We start from the raw sequence: 21687 nt of genomic DNA on the forward strand, positions 1-21687 counted from the left end.
GGCGCGGTATATACCCATTACGGTCTGCTGTGCATAGGATTGGCAGGCACCGGGCACAATGTTCATGAAGGCTCCCGGGCAAAACTTTTTATAAAAACTTCCGGGAGGTCTTATGAAAAAAAGGGATGACGAGATCGGATATCTTAAAGAGCTCCTCAAAGATCATCCCAAGGGTTTGACCATCGGCGAGGTTGCCGGTGCCCTTTCCCTCAACCGGGCTTCTGCGGCGAGGTACCTCGACACTCTCCTGTTCTCCGGGCAGGCCGAGATGCGGCGGTTCGGCCAGGCAAAGATCTACACGCCCGCAACAAGACTCCCCCTCTCCTCTTTTTTAAACCTCTTTTCTACACCCATGCTGATTGTCGATCAGGATCTCTTTATCCGGGAGGCAAACGATGCGCTTCTCGGGATTTTTTCCTTAACACGCGGGGATGTGCTTGGCCACAGCATCCTCCATTCAAAATTATCTGCAAGTTACTCCGGTACCTTTGAAAAAACCATTAAATCGGTCATGAATGGGAAGGCGCATACTGAGGAGAAATCCTTCGAGCGCGGCGGGAAACGGTACAGTTTCATTGTCAGGATGGTCCCGGTCGTTGACGAGAACGGCGAATCCTGTGCAACGATCGTTCTTGAAGATATTTCAGAACTGAAAAAATACCAGCAACACCTCGAAACGATGGTGGAACAGCGGACAAAAGAATTAGAGGAGATAAACTGCCGGCTGAAAACAGAGAGTGAGGGGCATCGGAGAGCAAAAGAGGCGATCCAGATCAGCAGGCAGAAATACCGTACCGTTGTCGAGGATATGCCGGCATATGTCTGCAATTACGAGCCGGACGGAACGTTTGCTTTCGCCAATGAAAATGCCTGCACGTTTATCGGGAAAGACGCCGGGGATCTCATCGGATTAAACGTATTTTCATTCCTTTCCCCAAAAAACGAGACCCTTATCCGGGAGGCACTAAAAAAGATCAGCCATGATAATTCCGCCGAGACCCTGACACTCGAATTTACCGGAGACGACGGGACGCCGATCTGGCAGCAGTGGACTATCCGGGCATTCTTTGACCGGCGGGGAAAGATCACAGAGTACCAGTCGATCGGCATCGATATCACGGACCGGATCCGTACCGAGGCAAAACTGGAGGAAGAAGAGAGGAAACTCGATGCAATTATCCGGGGGTCCCCGCTGCCCCAGCTGGTGATCGACAGGGATCACCGTATCGTTTCATGGAATACTGCAATGGAACATTTCTCGGGACTTCCTGCCGACAGTATGATCGGCACGACAACGTTTGGCAATATCTTTTACGATCGCGACCGCCCGCTGCTCGCGGATCTGATAATCGAGGGAAAATTCAACCGGATCCCGGAGTATTTCCCGCAAAACTGCCGGAGATCCTCGTACCTCGAAGACACCTGGGAGGGCATCACCTTTTCACGGATCCATCCCGGCGACGGGAGCTGGGTGTTTTTTACGGCTGCGGCAATCCGCAATGAGGATGGCGTCATAACCCAGGTGGTGGAGACCATGGAAGACCTCGTCGGATACCGGACAAAAGACGGGACATCGTTTGTTCTCCGATCGCTCTTCCCGATGATCGATAAAGAAGCGCTCGAATAAAAGACAAAACCGGATCTGGTGAGTTCCCCTAAAATATAACCGGAAATTTTTACCGGATCGCTTAGGGACATTGCCCGAAAGATTGTTTTTCGTCACGTTCGTAAAAACCCGCTCACGGTCTCACAAAACCGGTCCGGGCACTGGTACATCATCCCGTGGCCGGCGCCCGGGAACACGACGAGTTCTGCCCCCGGGATCTGCCCGGCAAGGATCCGGGAATTTTCATACGGGACCACCGCGTCCAAATCGCCGGCGATCACCAGCGTCTTTGCCCGGACCCGGTAAAGCCGGGAGAACGACCCGGGCCATGAGAGGAACGCTTCAAGCTGCCGGGCTGCCGCCTCGTCCCCGGTCGTCTCCATGACCTCGGGGCAGTACGCAAACGGGTTGTGGCCGGCAAGCCACGCAGCCGGAAAAAGAAGGGAAAACATGCGCCGGGCGATCTCAAGCAGCGTCCCGCTCCTGTCGATAAGCCGGGCAAAAACCTCCCCGGACGAACGCACCGCTTCGCTTCCCCCGCAGTCGCCCCCGACAAGAACAAGACGGTCCACTTTTTCCGGGAAGGCAAGCGCCAGTTCCTGCGCAATGCAGGCACCCATGGAAAACCCGAGCACGTGCGCCCGGGCAATGCCGAGCCCCTCCATAAGCCGGGCCGTGTCCTCGCAAAAGAGCGGGATCGAGAACGGCTCGCCCGAATAACCCGAGCAGCCGGTCCCCCGGTTGTCAAAGACAATCACCCGGAAGTGCCGGGCCAGTGCTTCAATGACCGGCGGGTTCCACGTGTCCATGGCGGACACAAGGCCGTTGACGAGAACGAGCGGTTCCCCCGCCCCGTACTCGCGACACGCAAGCGTCACGTCGCCGACAGGAACAGTCCTGATGGGAGGCAGGGCCATGAAACGAACTGGAACGCCCGGCCATATTAGTGTTGTTCACTCCTGCAGGAGCCGGCTCACCGGCCGGATCGCCTGTTCGTCATCGCAGGCCGGGTCGTTAGCCCGGTCCGAAACCGGGTATGCCTCCATCGCCCCGGCAGGAAACGGCGCAACGATCCGGCGCCGGTCCGCATCGGCAAGGGCAGACCCCGAAAGCCAGCAGGCCTCGTCCTCCCGCGACAGGATCACCGGCATCCTCTTGTGGATCGCGGCAACGAGCGGGTTTGGTTCCGTGGTAAGAATCGCAAACGTGGCGAGCGTTGCTCCCGCCGGGCCCTGCCAGCGGTCGTACAGCCCGGCAAATGCAAACGGTGAACCGTCCTGCATCCGGAAGTACCACGGCGATCGCCGGGGAGCCTTCCACTCGAAAAAACCGGTTGCCGGCACAAGGCAGCGCCGGGACTGCACCAGATCGCGGAACAGCGGTTTTTCGTACAGGCTTTCGGCCCGGGCATTGATCGGCCGCGTTCCTTTTGCCGGGTCCGCTGCAGCGTGCGGCACAAGGCCCCACTGCATCATCACCGCCTCACGCGGCCCGCTCCCCATAACCACCAGCGCCCGGTCTCCCGGCGCAATAGAAAAATGCGGCAGGAGATCCGCGGGCAGGATCCGCACGCCAAAGCGGGTGCAGAGATCGTCCTCCCCCCAGGCAAGCGAGAACTGGTGGCACATACCCGGTCTCTCTCGTGCCATGCATCATCAAGCTTATGCACCGGGCTTCCGCTATCCTTAATGTGTTGCGCGGCGCCGGTACTGGGGGAGATTCGTGGTATCCACCGGTCTTGTCAAGCGCTGCCTGGTCCTTCTTTGTGGCCTCTTTTTCATGGGCCTCGGGATCAGTCTTGTCACCCGGTCGGCGCTTGGCACCTCGCCGATCTCGAGCGTCCCGTACGTGCTCTGCCTCGCGTTCCCGGTAACTTTCGGCGAGTTCACCATCATCCTGACCCTGATCTTCTTTGCTGCCGAAGTCTTCATCATCGGGCGGTCGTTCCCGAAACGCCAGTACCTCCAGATCCTCGTTGCCTTTTCCCTGGGATTCTTTGTCGATCTGGGCATGTACCTCTCGGCCGGCGTCCGGCCGGACTTCTACCCGGAACAGATCGCGGTCGTGCTTGCCGGCTCCGCGGTCCTTGCGTTTGGGATCTTCTTACAGGTCACGGCAAACGTTATCTTAAACCCGGGCGAGGGACTGGTCCGGGCCATTGCGGAGAAAACCCACAAGCGGTTCGGGATCGTAAAAGTCTTCTTCGACACCTCGCTTGTTGCGGCCGCAGCGCTCATCTCGCTTGCCGCGTTCGGGACAATCGAAGGGTTCCGGGAAGGCACCGTCATCTCCGCGATCCTGGTCGGGTACATCATCCTCGGCATCGCGTTTGTGTACGCGCGCTACGGTTGCGAGAAGTGGCTCGCGGATGAACCCGGAAGAGACCGGTAAAAAAAGAGAGTTAAGTGGTTGTTTTTGCTGCCTGCTGCAATGCGGGCACGAGTTTTGCAAAGATCGGGCTGTTTGCCGGTGTTGCGTAGATGAGGTACTGGCCGGCCACGATCATGTTCCCTACATGTTTTCCCTTGCCCGGGGCATGGGCATTGTAGAGCCGGACCGCTGCATCGCGGGACTCTGCGCTGTTAAATGCCTGTATTGCAACATACGCAATGTCGCCCTCGGGGTCGGTGAGCGTGTAGGTCTTGCCACCGGTTGCCCCGGCCATATTCCAGAGCGTGCCTTTCACATCGACAACGGAGATGCCCGCGGCATCCGCAGCCGCCTTGACCGGTTCGCCCGGGATTACATGGTACGGTTCCGATTCGTAGATCAGGCCGAGCATCAGGCACGGCAGGATAAACATCACGGCAACGATGAGCACAAGGCAGATCTCGCCGTTCTTGCTTAACGTCATGGCTGTTCACCACTCTTTTGCTTTTTGAGCCATCCGGGATGTTTGAATTTTAAGAAGATCAGGGGAGGCACGGCCAAAAGGAACGTACCGAGCAGCACCGAACCGACATAGACCGCCCAGTTCGTGAAGTACATCGGGGGCATGAGCCCGACGATAAAGGAGAGGACCGTGCCAAAGAGGCCAAGGCCTCCCACAATCCAGACCCCGATCATTCCGCCGGGGATCTTAAAGGGCCGGGGCGTGTCGGGCTTGCTGTACCGCAGCTTGATGAGCGCGGCAAAGACGAGAATGTACACGATACAGAGCAACTCGACGGTCATTGCCGAGAGGATCCAGTAGGCCTGGTTCACGGACGGGAGGAACACGTAGAGCAGCGAGACTACCGAACCGATCAGCGCCTGGATGAGAAGCACCGCGACCGGCGCACCGTACTTGTTGGTGCGGTCGAAGATCGGGGGCATGTTGCCTTCCTCCGCAACGATCCCAAGACCTTTTGCCGGGCCAATCAGCCACGCGGCAAGGTTCACTACACCGCCCAGCGTGATGAGAAGGGCCATGGGGCCGACGAGCCACGCGATCCCGGCCGCATCGAAGAAGTACTGGATCGCCTGCATGACGCCCGAGGCGAGGTTGAGCTGGGACGCGGGGATCACGATCGCAATCGCGAGCGTTGCAAGGACGGTGCAGATCACGATGATAACGGCCGAGAGCGCCATTGCCCGGGGGAAGTCCCGCTGCGGGTTTTTGGTCTCAAGGGCATGGAAGCCGGCCATCTCCATCCCGGCAAACAACAGGACGATCGTTGCAAAGAACGGGAGCGTGGAGAGATTGATGGTCGGCACGGTCTGCGCAAGCGTGAAATGCGGGATCACGATCTTCTGTCCCGAGCCCAGCCACCAGAGGCCGAGACCGATGATCAACAGCGAGGGGACGATGCTCCCGAGGATCACGCCAATGTTCGAGAACTTTGTCGATGTCTCTTCGCCGAAGTAGGCAATCGCGGTGGTGCCCCAGAACACGATCATCATGACCGAGAACATGAACCAGGGGTTGGCCGCAAGGTCCGGCGTGAGCGCGAACGCGAGCGTTGAAGCGGTAAAGGAGAGAACGGTCGGGAACCAGACGAGATTGTTCGACCATTCGCAGAAGAGGGCGACAAACCCGCCCTTCTCGCCGAATGCCTGCTTGACCCAGGCGTACACCCCGCCGCCTTCGGGCCAGCCGGTTGCAAGTTCCGCTCCCGCAAGGGAGATCGGGATCAAAAAGACGATGGCCCCGATGATGTACCAGCCGATACACGACCAGCCGTACACGGCCATCGAGGGGAAATTCCTGATACTCAGCACCGCTGCCACGTTGATCATGGCAAGCGCAAAGAGCCCGAGCACTTTTTTGTTGACTACCGGTGCATCGCTCATCGTTTCTTCTCCTTTGTGTTCTTCTCCTTTAAGCAGATCATCATGTACTCACCTTTGATGCTCTCGATCCCGTGCGTGTCGTGCTCGAAGCCCGGGAACGCCCGGTCAAAGTCCTGCAGCGAGAGCAGGTACTGGATAATGGGGCCGTTCTTTGGCCCGGTCTTCTCGCCCGGCGCAAGGAGCGGGATGCCCGGCGGGTAGGGCACGATCCCGGTGGCAACGATGCGGTTTGCAGCCTGCGAGACCGGGATCTGTTCTACATTGTCCTTCACCAGTTTCGAGAAGGTCTCCGCGTAGGTGACCTTTGGTTCGGGTAAGATCGAGAAGGCCTTCTGGAGCAGGCCGCACATGTCGTGGTCCCGCTTGAACGCGTGCATCCTGGCCACGAGCTCCTGGAGCTTCATGCCGCCATACCGGTCCGGCCATTTCTCCACAAGATCCGGGAAGATATCTTCGACCGGGGCGTTCTCGTCGTACTGGCGTTTGAACTCGAAGAGCTCGGTAATAAGCGTGCCCCACTTGCCCTTGGTCATGCCCATCGAGAACAAGAAGAGGATCGAGTAGTCCCCGCTCTTTTCGTTGATGATGCCTTTCGTGTCCAGGTACTTGACCACGATTGCCGCCGGGATGCCCCATGCCGCAAGCGTGCCGTCTTCGTTCACGCCCGGGGTGAGCACGGTGACCTTGATGGGGTCGAGCATGCAGTAGTTGTCGGGGAACCCGGTAAAGCCGTGCCAGGCTTCGCCCGGGTGGAGCACCCAGCACGAAGGCGTGGAGCGGAGGGTTTCGAGGGGCACGGATTCGAACGGGACCTTCTTTTTTGTCTTCGGGTCCACCACCGTTGCCGGCTGCCACATCGGGAACCACCAGTCGCCCTTCTTTTTGCCGCCCGCAATCTCTTTTGCGATCCGGGCCATGGTGCGCCGGAACCGGATCGCCTCTTCGATCGATTCGGTCGTGAGCACCCGGCCCGATGCACCGTCCATCATTTTCGAGGAAACGTCCAGCGACGCGATGATCGTGTAGAGCGGCGAGGTGGAGCTGTGCATCATGAACCCCTCGTTGAACCGGGCGTGCTCGATGGGCACCCGGCCGTTTCTCACGTGGACCATGGAGGCCTGCGAGAGTGCCGCGAGGAGCTTGTGCGTGGACTGCGTGGCAAAGACGGTCGGGCCTTTTGGATCCTTTGCCCCGTCCCGCATGGCAAACCGGTCCACATAGAGCGGGTTGAACCGGGCGTAGCCGTACCAGGCTTCATCGAAGTGTATGCTGTCCACGCTTTTTCCCAGTTCCTTTTCCACATCGGCTGCAAGATAACAGAGGCCGTCGTAGGTCGAGTTCGTGATGATGGCGTGGACCGGGGTCTTGTCCTTGAGATCTTTCGCCAGCGGGCAGGCAGCGATCTTCTTCTTTATCGCTGCGGGCGTCATGTCGGCCGGCGGGATCGGGCCGATGATCCCGTACCGGTTCCGGGTCGGGATCAGGTACACGGCCACGGAATGCGTCATGGTGAGCGCGTGCTCGGCGGACTTGTGGCAGTTCCGGTCCACGAGCACCACATCGTCTTTGGTGACCCGGCCAAAGAAGACGATCTTGTTTGCCGTGGAGGTGCCGTTTGTCACAAAATAGGTCATATCGGCGCCGAATACTTTTGCCGCGTACCGCTCGGCCTCGCCCACCGGGCCGGAGTGGTCGAGGAGCGAGCCGAGTTCGCCGACCGAGATCGAGAGGTCGGAGCGGAAGAGCTGTTCCCCGAAGAAATTAAAGAACTGCCGGCCGGCCGGGGTCTTGCGGAATGCCGTGCCGCCGGCATGGCCGGGCGTGTGCCAGGAGTACTCGAAGTCTTTGGAGAACTTCACGAGTTCGCCAAAGAACGGGGGCAGCAGCTTGTCCTGGTAGCGTTTGGCCGCAGCGGTGATACGCCCGGCAATAAAGTCGGGGGTATCGTCCATCACGTAGAGGTACTCGTTGACCTCTTTTAAGACATCGACCGTCAGGCCGATGGGGGGATCGTTCATCGGTTCGGCCATTAAAAAGATCGGGATGTCCTCGTTCACGCTGCGGATCTGGCGGATCAGGGTAAGCGTGTCCTGCTGCTTCTTACCCGTTTTGTCGCCGAGGTTCCAGTTGATCAGGATACAGCTGACCGCAGGAAGATTGGCGTATGCGTTCCGGGCATCGGCGGGAGAGGCAACGTCGGCAACAAAGATATCGTATGCCTCGAGATCGCGGACGATCCGCTGCAGGGCCCTGCCGTGAGGGGTTTCGGTGTGGATCGCATCGTCCACGATCCCGACCACCAGGCGTTCCTCGGGTTTCATGGGACGCTCCCGTGCAGCCGGGAGACCGGCATCAGTACATTTCCGGGGTTCAGACTCCTGTTCATGAGTCTGGCTATGATGATACTGGCATTTAAATAATTCGGGATTATGTATTCCGGGCAAAAGAATCCGGTGGATTGCCGGGACAACCGGGAAGAGAACAGCGGCACCTTGCGGATGAATGCGGTACGCAGGTGAGATGCAGCCATGCTCCTGCTCTCAGGTGCGGTTATCGCATACACCCTGCGGGTTACCCCGGAAAGAAAAAAGGATTAAATGTACCGGTTCTTCCGCAGCCAGTCGGTCTGCGGCTTGAGGTACCGGTAAATAATATCGCACTTGTCGTCCTGGATGCTCCAGGGAACGATAATGACCGTGTCGCCTTCGCGGATCCACTGTCTTTTCTTGATCTTGCCCTTGATCCGGCCCATCCGGGAAACCCCGTCGATGCACTGGACGCGGATATGATTTGCCCCCATCATGGTCTCGGCCCGGGCAAACTGCTCGTTATTCCATTTTTTGGGCAGACGTACACGACATACCGGCGTACCGTCCGGGTTTAGTGCATTCGGATCTGCCTCACCTGTATCTACTCGTTTGTGATAACCAGCCATTCAACCAACTACGTTCGCACTATAAATGACTGCTGACCTGTTGAAGGTATGTATTGGAGGATAATTACGCACATGACAGATACACCTTTCAGGTCGCACGCCAATTGAACACTTATCACAGCAGAGCGATGATGGCATAACGGATCAGCTTGTTCACACGCTGGTGGCGCCCCGCAACGGATCATGACGGGGCGGCATTATCCCGGATATCGAACTTTTCTGTCATGGTCGAAACGATCCACGTGCGGCCGTTGTAATAACCGGCACAGATCAGGACCCGGTTTTTCCCGGGAAAAAACGGGAAAAACGACCGGTAACTGTTAAAAAAACGAGGAAGAATATGTCACAACAGCTTGGCGGGCAGCCAATTATTATCTTACGACAGGGAACAACGCGGAACAGGGGCGAGGAAGCCCAGAGCAGTAATATCACTGCCGCCATGGCGGTAGGAACTGCGGTCCGCTCGACGCTCGGTCCAAAAGGCATGGACAAGATGCTCATCGACGGCATGGGCGACGTAGTGATCACAAACGACGGCGCAACGATCCTAAAAGAGATGGACATCCAGCACCCGGCCGCAAAGATGATGGTCGAGATCGCAAAGACCCAGGACGACGAAGTCGGGGACGGCACGACCTCGGCCGTGGTCCTTGCCGGGGAACTCTTGAAAAACGCACAGGATCTGCTCGAACAGCGTGTCCACCCGACCGTAATCGCGGAAGGGTACCGGCAGGCCGCGACAAAGTCGCTTGAGATCCTCGCAAAGATCGCAATTGCGGTAAAGCCGGAAGATCACGCGATGCTTGAAAAAGTCGCGGAGACCGCGATCAGCGGCAAAGGGGCGGAAGCGTACAAGAAACTGCTCTGCAATATCGTTGTCAAAGCGGTCACGAGCGTTGCCGATCCCGACGGCACGGTCGATATCAAGCACGTGAACGTGCAGAAAAAGACCGGGGGCGCAGTCGAGGATACCGTGCTTATCGAGGGCATGGTCATCGACAAGGAACGGGCAAACCCGGGGATGCCAAAGTCTGTAAAAAACGCGAAAATTTTGCTCCTGAACGCTGCGCTCGAATACAAAAAGACCGAGGTCTCGGCAAAGATCAACATCTCCCGGCCCGATCAGGTGCAGGCATTCCTTGACGAAGACGAGCAGATGGTTCACGCTCTGGCAGAGAAAGTGATCCGTAGCGGGGCAAACGTGGTGTTCTGCGGGAAAGGCATCGACGATGTCGCCCAGCACTACCTGACAAAAGCCGGGATCTTTGCCGTGCGCCGGGTAAAAAAGAGCGACCTTGAAAATCTCTCCCGCGCCACCGGGGCTGCGATCCTCACCAGCATCGATACCGTCACACCGGCCGATCTCGGGTCTGCCGGCCTTGTGGAGGAGACGAAGTTCTCCGGAGATGAGATGATCACGATCGCGAAATGCAAAAACCCCAAAGCCGTCTCCATCATTATCCGGGGCGGGTCCGATCATATCATCGATGAGATCGAACGCGCCCTCCACGATGCGCTCATGGTCGTCGGCGTTGTCGTGCAGGACAAAAAGGTCGTTGCCGGCGGCGGGGCGCCCGAGATCGAGCTCTCGCTCCAGCTGCACCGGTACGCGGCAACGGTCGGCGGCCGCAACCAGCTCGCGATCGAGGCATTCGCACAGGCGCTTGAGATCATCCCGCGGTCGCTGGCCGAGAACGCCGGCCTTGACGCCATCGATATGGTCGTTGCGATCCGGGCTGCGCACGAGGCGGGAAAGAGAACCTTCGGCCTCGATGTGTACGAGGCAAAACCGGTCGACATGCAGAAAGCCGGCGTCATCGAGCCCTTAAAGGTAAAGACGCAGGCCATTTCAAGCGCCACAGAAGCGGCGGTCATGATCCTGCGCATCGACGATGTCATCGCATCGTCGCAGTCCGGCAGCCCGGGCGGGATGCCCCGGGGTGGCATGCCGCCGGGAATGGGGGATGACTAGGAATGCCGTATGCATACACCCGCGGACGGGGAGCATAATGAGCGTTATGGTGAAATTCCATCATGTCGGGGTGTTTCACTCCGGCGACTCCCTTTCTATCGACCTTAGCAAGATTACGGAGTTCAAAATTACCCGGCAGCGCAATACCTGCGACCTCCTTGCCATCACCCCGGAAAACCAGCAGCCCGACCGGCCGTACGCGATCGCGACACGGGACCGGGAGTTCCAGCTGCAGGAGATCATCGCCGATCTCAAGAAATTAAAAACCGAGCGTCGGAATCTCGTGTACGAGATCACCGATACCGAAGTCCGCAGGGAGATAACCGGATAACTTTTTTTTAATTTTTCTGCCGGTTCCGGTGGCGTGCCGGTGCGATCTTTTCGGCCGGCAGCCCGATACGCAAGGTTTCTTAAAAACAGTTCCCGCCGGGGAGACGGGGGCAGTGCTTCAGGGCGGATCCGGGCGATGCCCCCGGTCTCGCGTTTTTCATCTGCCCGGATACCGGTTCATGGCAAAAAATACCACAAAAGAACTACGCACACGACCGCAATGCCGCCCCAGAACCACCAGGTCTTCCAGACCGGCTGGGCCTCGGTAAAATTGTACCAGCCCAGGTCGTCGGCGTCCCTTCCCATGAACCATTCCGTGAAGGCGTTTGTCATGACCTGTCCTTTGCATTACTCATGCCTCATTAGGCCTTCAGGAGAAATAGTTTCCCGCTATCGGGAGATAGGAAAAAAAGGAGATTTGCCCGGAATTGTATGGGGCGGGATAGTCGTCCCTTATCCCACGGCGATATCGTACACCGCGTGCCACTGGCCGGGCGAGTAGGACCGGACCTCGCGTTCGGTAACCGTAACACCGGCCCCGCCCAGCTCCCGGATCCGGGCAAGGTGCTCGCCCGTTTCGGATACCAGCGAATAGAAATGGATCGTGCCCCCGGGCCGGACGAGCCGGAAGGCTTCCGGTAAAAATTCCGTGCCGGCCAGCGGGAGGTTCATGACGATCCGGTCGAACTTCCACGACAGGATCTTTTCCAGGTGCCGGGCATCGGCAAGCACCGGGATCACGTTTGCCGCCCGGTTCTTCCGGATATTTTCCATCATGAGCCGGACGGCCTGCGGGTTTAGATCGGCCGCGACAACCACACCCGCCCGGGCGGCAAGCGTGATGGCAAACGGCCCGACCCCGGCGAACATATCGAGCACGAGCTCGCCGTCATTGACCTGATCGAGGATCCGGTGGCGTTCGGTCGAGAGCCGGGCGGAGAAGTAGGCGCCGGCAAGATCGACCACGAACCGGCGCCCGTGTTCGGTCACCTCCGTCCGGGTCGTGTCGGTGCCGGCAAGGACACGGTAGTCCCGGGTCCGGTACTCGCCCGAGACCTCGCTTGTCGGGAAAAGCACCGTGTGGAGCGAGGGCCGGTTTGCAAGGATCTTCTCCGCCCCCGCGGGATCGTTCTCCTGCATGATCGCGATCCCGCCCACGAGCTCGTGGCGGGGAAGTGCCTCGCGGCCGGGCTGCTCCCCGAACTCGTACCACCCGGCGCCGTCACGCTCCGCGAGCACGGCAAAGATCAGGAACGGCCCGTCGTGCAGGACCTTGAGCGTCACATCGAGCGCCCCCTCGCCGATGAGCGCCTGCCGTGTTGCTTCGCCCTCCTGTGCCGGTACCCGTATGCCCCACTGCCCGGTTGTCATTTTTAAAAGACCACTGCGCTCATAATAGTATACAACCAACAGGTATTCATGGCTGGTGATGACGGACACCACAATGCAGAGGGGCAGGGCGGCCCCGGCTGCACAAACGAAGCAGAGATCCGGACCCGGATCAAGACGGGCGAGGTCAGGCTCTACGAACTCGAAAAGATGATGCCGCCGGTCGATGCGGTGCGGGTGCGCCGGGGGTACATCGAGCAGGAGACCGGGACCACCTTAGAGAACATCGGGATCTTCTCCCTCGACGTGGACCGGGCCGCGACCCGGAACTGCGAGAACATGATCGGCGCCGTGCAGGTGCCGGTCGGGGTTGCCGGGCCGGTGCTCGTAAACGGCGAATACGCGAAGGGGAAGTTCTGGCTGCCCCTTGCAACAACCGAAGGGGCGCTTATTGCCTCGGTGAACCGGGGCGCAGGCGCAATAACAAAAGCCGGCGGGGCGGAAGTACGCGTCCTGCACGACGTGATGACCCGGGCGCCGGTCTTTGCGGCAAAAAGCGTGGCGCACGCAAAAGAGATAGCGGACTGGGCCGCCGCCCACGAGAAGGAGTTTGCCGCGATTGCTGCAACGACCACCTCGCACGGGCAGATGACCGGGCTTACCACCTACGTTGCGGGCACGAGCGTCTTTGTCCGGCTCGAATTCGATACGAAAGACGCGATGGGCATGAACATGGTCACCATCGCGAGCGCGAAGATTGCCGACGAGATAGCAAAAGCCACCGGCGCCCGGCTCATCGCCCTCTCGGGGAACATGTGCGCCGACAAGAAGCCGGCGGCTATCAATGCAATCATGGGCCGGGGCCGGAGCGTTGTCGCCGGCATCGCGCTCTCCCACGAGCTCATCGAAAAGATCTTCAAGACCGATGCAAAATCGATGTTCGAGGTCAACTACCGGAAAAACCTCGTCGGCTCGGCCCGGGCCGGGGCCATGGGCTTCAACGCCCATGCGGCAAACGTGGTCGCGGCGATGTTCATTGCCTGCGGGCAGGACGCGGCCCATGCCATTGACGGCAGCACCTGCATGACCACGATCGACCCGACCGACGACGGGGTGTACGTATCCGTCACGCTCCCCTCGCTCCCGGTCGGCACGGTCGGCGGCGGGACAGGAGTGGACACTCAAGCAGAGTGCCTGAAGATCCTCGGCGTTGCCGGTGGCGGGACGCCCCCGGGCGCGAACGCCAAAAAGCTTGCCGAGATCATCGCGGCCGGCGTTCTTGCCGGGGAACTCTCGCTGATCGGCGCACTTGCCGCCCAGCACCTTGCCCGGGCCCACCAGGAACTGGGCCGGGGCGTGAAACGGTAAGCGATAAAAAAAGTATTTTCTCTTTTTCTTTCGGGTTTTTTCAGGGGTATGCTTCGCTAAAATCGCGGAGCGCCGATGCAAGGATCTTAGTCTTTCCCACGAGCGCCGCGATCATGATCGTATCGAAGATCTCGCCTCTGGTGGCTCCCTCTTTTGCCGCGGCCTGGATATGGAACTTCAGGCACGGGCCGGCCCCTGCCGCTGCCGCCGCCGCAAGGGTGACGAGCTCGGCGGTCTTTGCCGAAAGGTTCGGGGGCCGGCAGAGCATATCGTCCGCAATGCACATGAGCGCGAAGTAGTCCGGCCGCTCGTTCTTCTGGACGGGCAGGATAAACGGCATGCTCCCGAGCATCTTCTGTGTGTCTTCGAGCATGTCGTCGCCGATGGAGTCCGCGTGTTTCAAAAATTCGCTGATTGCCTCTTTGTTTGCCTCTTTCATTTCCCAGGCCTCGAAACTGTGATTTTCCCGTTAGTCTGGCGGGGCGATAAACGATCCGAAACAATCTGCCCGGGCGGGGGTTCCTGATCCATCCGCACACTGGAAGGTACGTACGGAAACGGCCACCCCCGATGGGGGTCACAAGGTGCAAAAGTGATCTCCGGGATCCGGGAAGACCGCGGATTTTCACGTCAGAAAAACAAACAATCGTACCGTGGCCCTGTACAAAAATGCACCATGCGATCCTTCGGGGGGTCCCGTATTTTTGCCCGGGATTTGTAAGCAGTGAACCGGGAGCAGGAGTGCCAAAGAGAGCGTTTGTGCCCTAGAACCGGAACCACTTCATCATCACAAGGGCGTCCTCGCCGTTTGCATAATAGCCGCCGACAAAAAAGACATCCTGGTACCCGAGCCGGCGGTAGAACTTCTGGGCGGGGACATTGGATTCCCGGACTTCGAGCTGGGAGCCGGTGGCAAGCTGGAGCGCGAACTGGTGCTCGGTCCGGTGCATCAGCTGGCGCCCGATCCCCCGGCCACGGAACTGCGAGGATACCGCGAAGTTGCAGATGTGGCCGTAGATATTCTCGCCCGTATCCTCGATGGCCCCGATGATGAACCCCGCGATCTGTCCCTCGCAGATCGCGACAAAGAACGTGGTCGGGTAATACGCGAGCGCCTCGGCAAACGTCTGTTTATCCCATGCCTCGACAAATGCCTCGACCTCGATGGCATAGATCGCATCGACATCGGCCGGGCCTGCCCGCCGGATCTGGGCAGGGGTCTTTACCGGGATAGCGTCACGGGATTTTATCATGGGGAAGAGCTCGTTTTTGCAGGTTATCCTGTTGCCCTTCGCGTACAATAAGGCTTTTGCGCCAACAAGCCCGCTTTCGAGCGGGCTTTCGCCGGGGTCTGTGGGTATATATGTGATATCGCCAAACGTATGAGAAAGAACGCCCTGTTTTAATAGGGCGCCGGTTGGTACCATGGTAACGATCTGCCGATTCCCCGCGGTGCGTCCCGCACCCGGCGAGGCCCAGGCCATCGCAGCGGTCCCGTACGATGTCGTGACTGCCGAAGAGGCGCGGGCGATCATCAAAAAGAACCCGGACAGTTTTTTAACCGTCAGCCGTTCTGACGCCGAACTCCCGGACCTGCCCGCAAACGACGACAAAGTCTACGAGCGGGCGAAGACGAACTTTACTGCGCTGATCGCGAGCGGCCGGCTGAAAAAGGATGCACAGCCCGGGATGTACGTGTACCGGATCCGGCAGGACGGGGACACGTTTTTAGGGCTCTGCTGCTGCCTTGAGACGGAAGATTACCGTACCAATAAAATCCGGCGCCACGAGCTGACCCGGTACGACAAGGAAGAGGACCGGACCCGGCACATCGATGCGGTACAGGCCCACAACGGCCCGGTCGTGCTGTTGTACCGGGACAAGGACAGCCTTTTCTCCTACATCGAATCGCTCATTGCGGGAAGCAGAAAACCGGATGCCGAGGTTACGACCCCGCAGGGCGGCATCCACCAGATCTTTGCCGTCACCGATCCTAAGGCACTCGACGAACTGGAGCGCCGGTTTGTTGGTGTTGCAAACCTCTACATCGCCGACGGCCACCACCGGGCAAAGGCCGCGGTGAACCTTGCTGACCGGAAGAAAGCAGCAGGCGAGAAAAGCGATGGCGAGATCGGGCGGTTCATGGGCGTGCTCTTTGCCGAGAACCGGGTGAAGATCCACGGGTACAGCCGGCTGTTGACCGATCTCGGGAAGTACACGCCCGGATCGTTCCTCGCAGAGCTCAAAAAACACTATGCGGTCACCCCGTACGGGACGGTGGACGGGCGCGGGTACAACATAAAACCGCAGATCGCCCGGCCGGAACAGTACCACGTGATGCACCTGTACCTCGGCGGGACGTGGTACGAGTGCACGAAACCCATTGACCAGAACGCCGGGCCCATCGATGTGCTCGATGTCTCGGTGCTCCAGAAGACCGTGCTCGAAGAGATGCTCGGCATCACGGATCCCCGGGGCGATGCCCGGCTCCAGTACCTGGGCGGTGCCCGGCCGGTGGCAGATCTCGAAAAACTGGTGGACGAGAAAAAGTTCCAGCTCGCGTTTGCCATGCAGCCGGTCCGGGTGGGAACGGTCCTTTCCATTGCCGATGCCGGCGGGATCATGCCGCCCAAGTCCACGTGGTTCGAGCCAAAGCTCTTGAGCGGGCTTGTCATCCACTCGTTCGCATAAGCGGACGATCCAAACCGTATCCATTTATCATTTTTGCAGGCGGAGGGGATATGATATGATCACCCTCGCACTCCCCAAGGGCAGCCTCGAAGCGCAGACACTCCAGCTTTTCAAGGAGGCCGATCTCGAAGTCAGGCGCACCGACCGCGACTATAACCCGGCAATAGCCGATTCCCGGATCGGGAAGGTAAAGATCCTCCGCCCGCAGGAGATCCCGACCTACGTGGACAAGGGCTACTTCGATCTCGGGATCTCGGGCCTCGACTGGGTCCGCGAGACGAAATCGGACGTGGTCGAAGTCGCGGCCCTTACGTACAGCAAGACCGGCGAGGGCAACGTGAAGATCGTGATCGCGGTCCACCGCGACGAGCCGATCAATGATGCTTCAGAGATCCGGCCCGGGAGCAAAGTGACGACCGAGTATCCCGAGCTCACGAAGCAGTTCTTTGAGGAAAAAAAGATCCCGGTGCAGCTCTTCCACTCGTTTGGGGCATCGGAGGCAAAGGTGCCGGACCTCATGGACGTGGTCGTGGACTTAACCGAGACGGGGACAACGCTCCGGAAGAACGGCCTTAAGATCATCGGCCAGATCATGGAGTCGCACACGGTGATCATTGCAAACAGGGCGGCGTGGGCAGACCCGGAGAAGCGCCGCGAGATCGAGGAGATAAAATCCCTGCTCTTTGGCGTGCTCGAAGCCCGGCACAAGGTGCTCCTTACCATGAACGTCCCGACCGCGGCGCTCGAAAAGATCGTTGCCGCCCTTCCCGCCATGAAGAAGCCGACCGTGAGCCGGCTCCACGGGATCGAGTACTACAGCGTCCAGACGGTCGTGCAGAAGGGTTCGGTAAACGAGCTGATCCCGAAGCTCAAGCGGTGCGGGGCTGAGGATATCTTAGAGATTCCGATAGCAAAGATTGTGGCGTGAGGGGGACCGGCGGAATATTCCCTGCCGGTTATCGATAAAAAAAATCCCCTCCCCCGGTGCGGTAGATCCTCCGGGTACGTAAAAGAACAATTATATCCATTTACCCGTCTATAGGCCAATAATGAAAAGAATGCACCTTGCAATCCTGGTTGTAGCGGTAGTCAGCCTTGCCGTAACAGGAGGAATTGGTGTACTCTGGCTGCTGAACCCGTCAGGCCAGCCTCATACCGTTGATGTAAACGGCACCGGGCCCGTTAATGAAGGATTCAGACAGGTGTTCACGAGTCCCGGGGAGGATCACTTCTCGCTCGAAGAAGCGGACTCTGTCGTTGCCGTTAGCCCGGAGCAGGCCAATGCCAGCCGGCAGCACTATCCGGTCTATTACGTCAGGGGGCGGAACGTAAATAATTCCGGATACGCAGAGCAGTGGATCCTTGGAATCCGCGAGGGACAGAACGTGACCCTGATGACCTACGATCGTACCGGAGCCGGCTCAGTCCCCTGGCAGGGGGACAAGCTGCCGGATCAGGAGATCGATCTCGCCGGCATCGTGTCGCCCGGGGATGTTATGAAGATCGTACACTCAGGAAACCAGACCCTGACAGGAGACGCCGAACTTGAGATTTCCCGGGGGATATACACGGTTACGGGGCCATCCGGTTCGCACCCCCGGGAATATAGTATCAACGCAACCACGGGGGATGTGATCGCCACCCATGACTGACGATGCCGGTAACCTCTCGATCGATTTCCTGGCCGGTTTTACCATCTTTCTCATTGCATTCATCTATATCGCGACCCTGATCCCGGGCCTTTTTATTGGTCTCCAGAGCCGGACTGTCGATTACGATGCGGTGGCCTACCGGACGGGCGTTATTCTCGTGGAAGATCCCGGGATGCCGTACAATCCCGCATGGGAGACGCTCGCGGATTCCCATAAGGGGGACATGTTAAGGTTCGGCCTTGCCGTATCCAAAGACTCCCCCAACATCCTTTCGTCGCAGAAAGTGGATCGATTCTTCTGCAGGACCTGGTCCTACCCGGACGATTACCGGTCGCGGGTAATTTTCGGGGATTATCCGTATCTGTTCAATATCTCTTTCCAGCAGGCGGGATCGAATCTCACGCGATCGATTGGCGACAACCCGCCGGACGAGTACGGGTACATCCGAAGGGTGGTGAAAGTGAAAGGGAACAGCAATGCCTCGATAGATGACTCCAAAATCAGGGCATATATGTTCAATTCAAGCGATAACGTCACGACCGATGTTTTCTCTATCCACCTGAACTTCACGAACCTGCTGGGGGATGAACCAGACCCGGCGTACCAGATTAATCCTTACAACGATCAGATCATGGTCAACATCAGCGGCATGAATGTCAGTGTTGTGAATAAGTCCCTCGGAGCTGAAGCACAACATACTACCTTAGAGGCCATCCAGATCTGCCGGTCCAAGCCAATCTCGACTAATCCCCATCCGCCTGTTGTCTGTTTCGCAAATTTCACCTCGCCGATTGTAGATAATAAGCAGGTGGACCTCCCATATCCTATCGAGGATAACCTCTCCCTGATTATCCCGCCGGGATTCATTACAACCGACCTTGCCGATGCCAATACCCAGTTGTATTTCAACCTGACATTCAATCATTACGACACAGATAACGTGACTTTATTCCCGGAGAATGGGTATCTGAATAATACAGGGAGCGGGCCGTTTGAATATACGTATGACCCGAAAAACATCACCCTGCCAAAACTGCAGGATGGCGTGCTGGAGGTGTCGGTATGGTAAACGAGCACGGCCAGCTCTACACGATCGAGGGTGTTGCCGCAGCACTCATCATGCTCTTCTCGGCATATCTCGTTCTCGGGGCAACTTCCGTTTACACGCCCGGGGACACCCATATCAGCGATATGCAGCTCGAACAGCTGGGAACCGATGCGTTAAGGATGATGAATACGCCGGTGAACGGTTCGTCTTCCACGAGTCCGCTTCAGGACATCCTTTATTATAACGGGGTGCAGGGACAGTTCGACGGTACCGGATTTAACACGCTTTTTTTAAATTACGTGAATAACCAGACCGGCTCGAAGATCGATAATGCCCCAAACGGGCTTCACTACAATGCAACGGTTTCGTATTACAATATCGCGAACAAGACAACCGGGACTCTCCCGCTCTCTACAAACCGTAATCTCACCGGGGGGGAGCATCCCGTGAGGGTAACCGAATGGGTGATAGTGAATAAAACATTTCCGGGGGGCGGGGGAACCGATTTCAAACCCCGTGCCGTTTTGGTGGAGGTACTCTTATGGCGGGATTAAACGATGATGCACAGTGGATCGTCCTGATGGGATTTGTCGTGAGTTTCAGCCTGTTTTTCCTTGCGATGCTCCTCAACCAGTCGACCCTGGTCGGCCAGACAACAGCGGAAGGTGTGCTGGATTTCCCAAAAAACGATATCCGGGATGTAAAGAATGTCATTACAGAGTCCTCACAGTATTCTAGTGATCCATCCAAAATTGCCATCCTTCAAGAGGACATTAAATCATTGGCACTCAGTCGGAAAGGGGCTGTGGTAACGTATACTATAATTCCCACATCCAACTCAACCGATTCACATAAGCATATTTCAATCCACTACAACAACGGGGTGACGGAGTACAATGAGTACTGGACATCGCTCTGAAGATTGCCGTGAGAACGGAGTGACGGGGATGATCGAATACGTGATCGTGAGCGGCATCCTTCTCCTGCTCTTCATGGTCATGCTCCTTATGGTAAATGCAAACTTCATGCAGGGACCGTCAGAGACGCTCCAGTATACTGCCTTTACCGATATCGGCAACGGGATCTCGACACGGATTGTCGATATCTATAGTATCGCCCCGACAAACGGAACCATATCCACTGCATTCGATATCCCGGACGAAGTCGCACAGCAGGATTATACCGTGGAGATCCACCAGGGTGCGACCGCTGCGGATCAGTACGCCAGGGTTTACCGTGGCATCATCGCGAGCAACATCAGTCTTGGCGGGATCAGCGCAACGCGGAGTGTATCCGGGAACACGACAGGACAGGGTATGAACAGAATACGTTACGATTCTACGGGATTCGGGACGTGAGAATGAACAACATTGCGTGGAATTGTGAGGGGGATTAACGTGATCATGTACCATCCGGGGGAGTGCTAAAAACCATGCAGGCGGTCAGGACTACCAAAAGAAGGAACGAGCATGCAGTATCCGAGGCCATCGGGTTTATTCTCATTTTTGGGATTATCATTTCAGGGATCGGACTGGTAACTCTGTACGGGTACCCGATACTGATCCAGCAGCAGACAAATGCAGACGAGCAGATCATGGAAAAAAACCTGATCGTGCTGCAGAACGATGTCAAGAGCCTGGCGTACAAGACGGTCCCCTATAAGGAGACGTCACTGAAGATAGGGGGCGGGACAATGGTCGTCCATAATACAACGGAGGGCTCCGGCAATGCACATTTTGAGATTACCGATACGAATAATCTGATCAAAAATGATGACGGGAGTCCATACACATTCTATCCCGGGGATCTTCGCTACGAGTCTGCAAGCGCCCAGACCGGCATGTCACTTGAAAACGGTGCCGTGGTAAAACGGATGCTCGCACAGGAAGGATCGGCCATGCTCGCAGAGCCCCGGTGGTTTGTGGACGACCAGACCAATACTGCCGTGATCTACCTGATCGGATTCAATTCGACCGATGCAATGTCCCGGGCCGGTGTTGGAACGGTGAAAATGGCGCTGGACCAGACAAAGACCAGTTCGACATCATATGAGATTCCGGCAGATGACCGGATCTATGTGAAGTATATCCCAAATTCAGATGCTGATTATTCAACCGCATGGGATAATTATTTTGAAAATACGCTGAAGATGACCGGCAATCCTGTCGCAGGATATATGGTTCCCACAGATCCCAAAAAAACTGCAAGACTGGTGATCAACCGGTACGATATTATCATCAAATCGGTGTAATACCAGAAGATCCCCGGGGGATTCCGACATAAGGAACTCTGGGAAATTGATTATTTTTTTAATCCTTCGCGATACGGGGATATCCGGGATACGCAGCAGTTAAATAGCAGGTATATATACGGCACCTGTCAATATCACTACGTACGTGAAGGGTATGCACATACACCGGATTTTAATCGTACTTCTTGGCTTTCTCCTGCTCATAGGACTGTGCGGTGCTGATCCTGTACCCG

Annotated in this window: 23 protein-coding genes; 13 read left to right on the plus strand and 10 right to left on the minus strand. The window is 57.6% G+C overall.

The annotated features are described in order from the left end of the window. The first annotated feature begins 112 nt into the window (after positions 1-112). The gene (locus tag BP758_RS11290) at positions 113-1627 is read left to right on the plus strand and encodes a PAS domain S-box protein (protein WP_292370988.1); all 1515 of its coding nucleotides are present in this window, start codon (positions 113-115) and stop codon (positions 1625-1627) included. A gap of 92 nt (positions 1628-1719) precedes the next feature. Here the strand turns inward: BP758_RS11290 and BP758_RS11295 are convergent, their stop codons facing one another. Both BP758_RS11295 and BP758_RS11300 read right to left on the minus strand, forming a co-directional pair. Further along, positions 1720-2523: an alpha/beta fold hydrolase gene (locus tag BP758_RS11295; RefSeq protein WP_292370989.1), complete on the minus strand. Its 804-nt coding sequence runs from the start codon at positions 2521-2523 to the stop codon at positions 1720-1722. A 36-nt stretch (positions 2524-2559) separates the two neighbouring features. Beyond that, positions 2560-3255, minus strand: coding sequence for an SOS response-associated peptidase (locus BP758_RS11300; protein ID WP_292370990.1), 696 nt, complete (start codon positions 3253-3255; stop codon positions 2560-2562). Between the two features lie 73 nt (positions 3256-3328). On the opposite strand from BP758_RS11300, the gene BP758_RS11305 reads away from it, so the two are divergent. Beyond that, a complete protein-coding gene (locus BP758_RS11305) occupies positions 3329-3997 on the plus strand; it encodes a YczE/YyaS/YitT family protein (protein WP_292370991.1) in 669 nt (222 codons plus the stop codon). Between the two features lie 10 nt (positions 3998-4007). Here BP758_RS11305 and BP758_RS11310 read toward each other — a convergent pair whose 3' ends face one another. From BP758_RS11310 to eif1A, 4 genes are all read right to left on the minus strand, one after another. Beyond that, positions 4008-4460 carry a hypothetical protein gene (locus BP758_RS11310; protein ID WP_292370992.1) on the minus strand — a complete coding sequence of 151 codons (453 nt, stop codon included), beginning with the start codon at positions 4458-4460 and terminating at the stop codon, positions 4008-4010. Further along, positions 4457-5878, minus strand: coding sequence for an amino acid permease (locus BP758_RS11315; RefSeq protein WP_292370993.1), 1422 nt, complete (start codon positions 5876-5878; stop codon positions 4457-4459). Before BP758_RS11315 ends, BP758_RS11310 begins: the two co-directional genes overlap by 4 nt. Next, positions 5875-8199, minus strand: coding sequence for an Orn/Lys/Arg decarboxylase N-terminal domain-containing protein (locus BP758_RS11320; RefSeq protein WP_292370994.1), 2325 nt, complete (start codon positions 8197-8199; stop codon positions 5875-5877). The genes BP758_RS11315 and BP758_RS11320 overlap by 4 nt, the downstream gene beginning before the upstream one ends. A gap of 272 nt (positions 8200-8471) precedes the next feature. Further along, entirely contained in the window at positions 8472-8813 is a 342-nt protein-coding gene (gene eif1A, locus BP758_RS11325; protein ID WP_292370995.1) for a translation initiation factor eIF-1A, read from the minus strand. A 340-nt stretch (positions 8814-9153) separates the two neighbouring features. Between eif1A and thsA the strand changes: the two genes are divergently transcribed. Then, positions 9154-10785, plus strand: a complete 1632-nt coding sequence (thsA, locus tag BP758_RS11330) for a thermosome subunit alpha (protein WP_292370996.1) — start codon at positions 9154-9156, stop codon at positions 10783-10785. Positions 10786-10822: 37 nt separating this feature from the next. Next, positions 10823-11116, plus strand: a complete 294-nt coding sequence (locus tag BP758_RS11335) for a hypothetical protein (RefSeq protein ID WP_292370997.1) — start codon at positions 10823-10825, stop codon at positions 11114-11116. Between the two features lie 176 nt (positions 11117-11292). Here the strand turns inward: BP758_RS11335 and BP758_RS11340 are convergent, their stop codons facing one another. Both BP758_RS11340 and BP758_RS11345 read right to left on the minus strand, forming a co-directional pair. Next, on the minus strand, positions 11293-11448 hold the full coding sequence (locus tag BP758_RS11340) for a hypothetical protein (RefSeq protein WP_292370998.1): 156 nt from the start codon (positions 11446-11448) through the stop codon (positions 11293-11295). Between the two features lie 120 nt (positions 11449-11568). Next, complete coding sequence (locus tag BP758_RS11345; protein ID WP_292370999.1) at positions 11569-12486, minus strand: class I SAM-dependent methyltransferase; 918 nt, start codon at positions 12484-12486, stop codon at positions 11569-11571. Positions 12487-12534: 48 nt separating this feature from the next. Here BP758_RS11345 and hmgA point away from each other — a divergent pair, with 48 nt between their 5' ends. Next, positions 12535-13812: a hydroxymethylglutaryl-CoA reductase (NADPH) gene (gene hmgA, locus BP758_RS11350; RefSeq protein WP_292371000.1), complete on the plus strand. Its 1278-nt coding sequence runs from the start codon at positions 12535-12537 to the stop codon at positions 13810-13812. Between the two features lie 40 nt (positions 13813-13852). On the opposite strand, the gene BP758_RS11355 is transcribed toward hmgA, so the two are convergent. Both BP758_RS11355 and rimI read right to left on the minus strand, forming a co-directional pair. Further along, positions 13853-14251, minus strand: coding sequence for a carboxymuconolactone decarboxylase family protein (locus BP758_RS11355; RefSeq protein WP_292371001.1), 399 nt, complete (start codon positions 14249-14251; stop codon positions 13853-13855). Between the two features lie 325 nt (positions 14252-14576). Then, positions 14577-15239, minus strand: a complete 663-nt coding sequence (rimI, locus tag BP758_RS11360) for a ribosomal protein S18-alanine N-acetyltransferase (RefSeq protein WP_349680511.1) — start codon at positions 15237-15239, stop codon at positions 14577-14579. Here rimI and BP758_RS11365 point away from each other — a divergent pair. The 8 genes from BP758_RS11365 (at position 15238) to BP758_RS11400 (ending at position 21454) form a co-directional block, all read left to right on the plus strand. Then, positions 15238-16503, plus strand: a complete 1266-nt coding sequence (locus BP758_RS11365; protein ID WP_292371002.1) for a DUF1015 domain-containing protein — start codon at positions 15238-15240, stop codon at positions 16501-16503. The two genes, rimI and BP758_RS11365, sit on opposite strands and share 2 nt — an antisense overlap. A 55-nt stretch (positions 16504-16558) precedes the next feature. Further along, positions 16559-17431, plus strand: a complete 873-nt coding sequence (gene hisG / locus BP758_RS11370) for an ATP phosphoribosyltransferase (RefSeq protein ID WP_292371003.1) — start codon at positions 16559-16561, stop codon at positions 17429-17431. Positions 17432-17561: 130 nt separating this feature from the next. Continuing rightward, on the plus strand, positions 17562-18155 hold the full coding sequence (locus tag BP758_RS11375) for a PepSY domain-containing protein (RefSeq protein WP_292371004.1): 594 nt from the start codon (positions 17562-17564) through the stop codon (positions 18153-18155). Continuing rightward, positions 18148-19224: a hypothetical protein gene (locus tag BP758_RS11380; protein ID WP_292371005.1), complete on the plus strand. Its 1077-nt coding sequence runs from the start codon at positions 18148-18150 to the stop codon at positions 19222-19224. The genes BP758_RS11375 and BP758_RS11380 overlap by 8 nt, the downstream gene beginning before the upstream one ends. Then, positions 19218-19757, plus strand: a complete 540-nt coding sequence (locus BP758_RS11385) for a DUF7288 family protein (RefSeq protein WP_292371006.1) — start codon at positions 19218-19220, stop codon at positions 19755-19757. The genes BP758_RS11380 and BP758_RS11385 overlap by 7 nt, the downstream gene beginning before the upstream one ends. Continuing rightward, complete coding sequence (locus BP758_RS11390; protein WP_292371007.1) at positions 19745-20122, plus strand: hypothetical protein; 378 nt, start codon at positions 19745-19747, stop codon at positions 20120-20122. Before BP758_RS11385 ends, BP758_RS11390 begins: the two co-directional genes overlap by 13 nt. A gap of 28 nt (positions 20123-20150) precedes the next feature. Further along, entirely contained in the window at positions 20151-20561 is a 411-nt protein-coding gene (locus BP758_RS11395; RefSeq protein WP_292371008.1) for a hypothetical protein, read from the plus strand. A gap of 74 nt (positions 20562-20635) precedes the next feature. After that, complete coding sequence (locus tag BP758_RS11400; protein ID WP_292371009.1) at positions 20636-21454, plus strand: DUF7289 family protein; 819 nt, start codon at positions 20636-20638, stop codon at positions 21452-21454. Positions 21455-21687: the final 233 nt, after the last annotated feature.

The organism is Methanoregula sp. UBA64 (genome assembly GCF_002502735.1).
In the GTDB taxonomy this organism is placed as follows: Archaea; Halobacteriota; Methanomicrobia; order Methanomicrobiales; family Methanospirillaceae; genus Methanoregula.

Bases quoted from the DNA above. Each gene is read 5' to 3' on its own strand.
- BP758_RS11375 (WP_292371004.1), top strand. From the start codon at position 17,562: ATGCACCTTGCAATCCTGGTTGTAGCGGTAGTCAGCCTTGCCGTAACA.
- BP758_RS11320 (WP_292370994.1), bottom strand. From the start codon at position 8,199: ATGAAACCCGAGGAACGCCTGGTGGTCGGGATCGTGGACGATGCGATC.
- rimI (WP_349680511.1), bottom strand. From the start codon at position 15,239: ATGGTACCAACCGGCGCCCTATTAAAACAGGGCGTTCTTTCTCATACG.
- BP758_RS11290 (WP_292370988.1), top strand. From the start codon at position 113: ATGAAAAAAAGGGATGACGAGATCGGATATCTTAAAGAGCTCCTCAAA.
- BP758_RS11315 (WP_292370993.1), bottom strand. From the start codon at position 5,878: ATGAGCGATGCACCGGTAGTCAACAAAAAAGTGCTCGGGCTCTTTGCG.
- thsA (WP_292370996.1), top strand. From the start codon at position 9,154: ATGTCACAACAGCTTGGCGGGCAGCCAATTATTATCTTACGACAGGGA.
- BP758_RS11355 (WP_292371001.1), bottom strand. From the start codon at position 14,251: ATGAAAGAGGCAAACAAAGAGGCAATCAGCGAATTTTTGAAACACGCG.
- BP758_RS11400 (WP_292371009.1), top strand. From the start codon at position 20,636: ATGCAGGCGGTCAGGACTACCAAAAGAAGGAACGAGCATGCAGTATCC.
- eif1A (WP_292370995.1), bottom strand. From the start codon at position 8,813: ATGGCTGGTTATCACAAACGAGTAGATACAGGTGAGGCAGATCCGAAT.
- hmgA (WP_292371000.1), top strand. From the start codon at position 12,535: ATGGCTGGTGATGACGGACACCACAATGCAGAGGGGCAGGGCGGCCCC.
- BP758_RS11395 (WP_292371008.1), top strand. From the start codon at position 20,151: ATGATCGAATACGTGATCGTGAGCGGCATCCTTCTCCTGCTCTTCATG.
- BP758_RS11295 (WP_292370989.1), bottom strand. From the start codon at position 2,523: ATGGCCCTGCCTCCCATCAGGACTGTTCCTGTCGGCGACGTGACGCTT.
- BP758_RS11380 (WP_292371005.1), top strand. From the start codon at position 18,148: ATGACTGACGATGCCGGTAACCTCTCGATCGATTTCCTGGCCGGTTTT.
- BP758_RS11385 (WP_292371006.1), top strand. From the start codon at position 19,218: ATGGTAAACGAGCACGGCCAGCTCTACACGATCGAGGGTGTTGCCGCA.
- BP758_RS11335 (WP_292370997.1), top strand. From the start codon at position 10,823: ATGAGCGTTATGGTGAAATTCCATCATGTCGGGGTGTTTCACTCCGGC.
- BP758_RS11340 (WP_292370998.1), bottom strand. From the start codon at position 11,448: ATGACAAACGCCTTCACGGAATGGTTCATGGGAAGGGACGCCGACGAC.
- BP758_RS11390 (WP_292371007.1), top strand. From the start codon at position 19,745: ATGGCGGGATTAAACGATGATGCACAGTGGATCGTCCTGATGGGATTT.
- BP758_RS11345 (WP_292370999.1), bottom strand. From the start codon at position 12,486: ATGACAACCGGGCAGTGGGGCATACGGGTACCGGCACAGGAGGGCGAA.
- hisG (WP_292371003.1), top strand. From the start codon at position 16,559: ATGATCACCCTCGCACTCCCCAAGGGCAGCCTCGAAGCGCAGACACTC.
- BP758_RS11365 (WP_292371002.1), top strand. From the start codon at position 15,238: ATGGTAACGATCTGCCGATTCCCCGCGGTGCGTCCCGCACCCGGCGAG.
- BP758_RS11300 (WP_292370990.1), bottom strand. From the start codon at position 3,255: ATGGCACGAGAGAGACCGGGTATGTGCCACCAGTTCTCGCTTGCCTGG.
- BP758_RS11310 (WP_292370992.1), bottom strand. From the start codon at position 4,460: ATGACGTTAAGCAAGAACGGCGAGATCTGCCTTGTGCTCATCGTTGCC.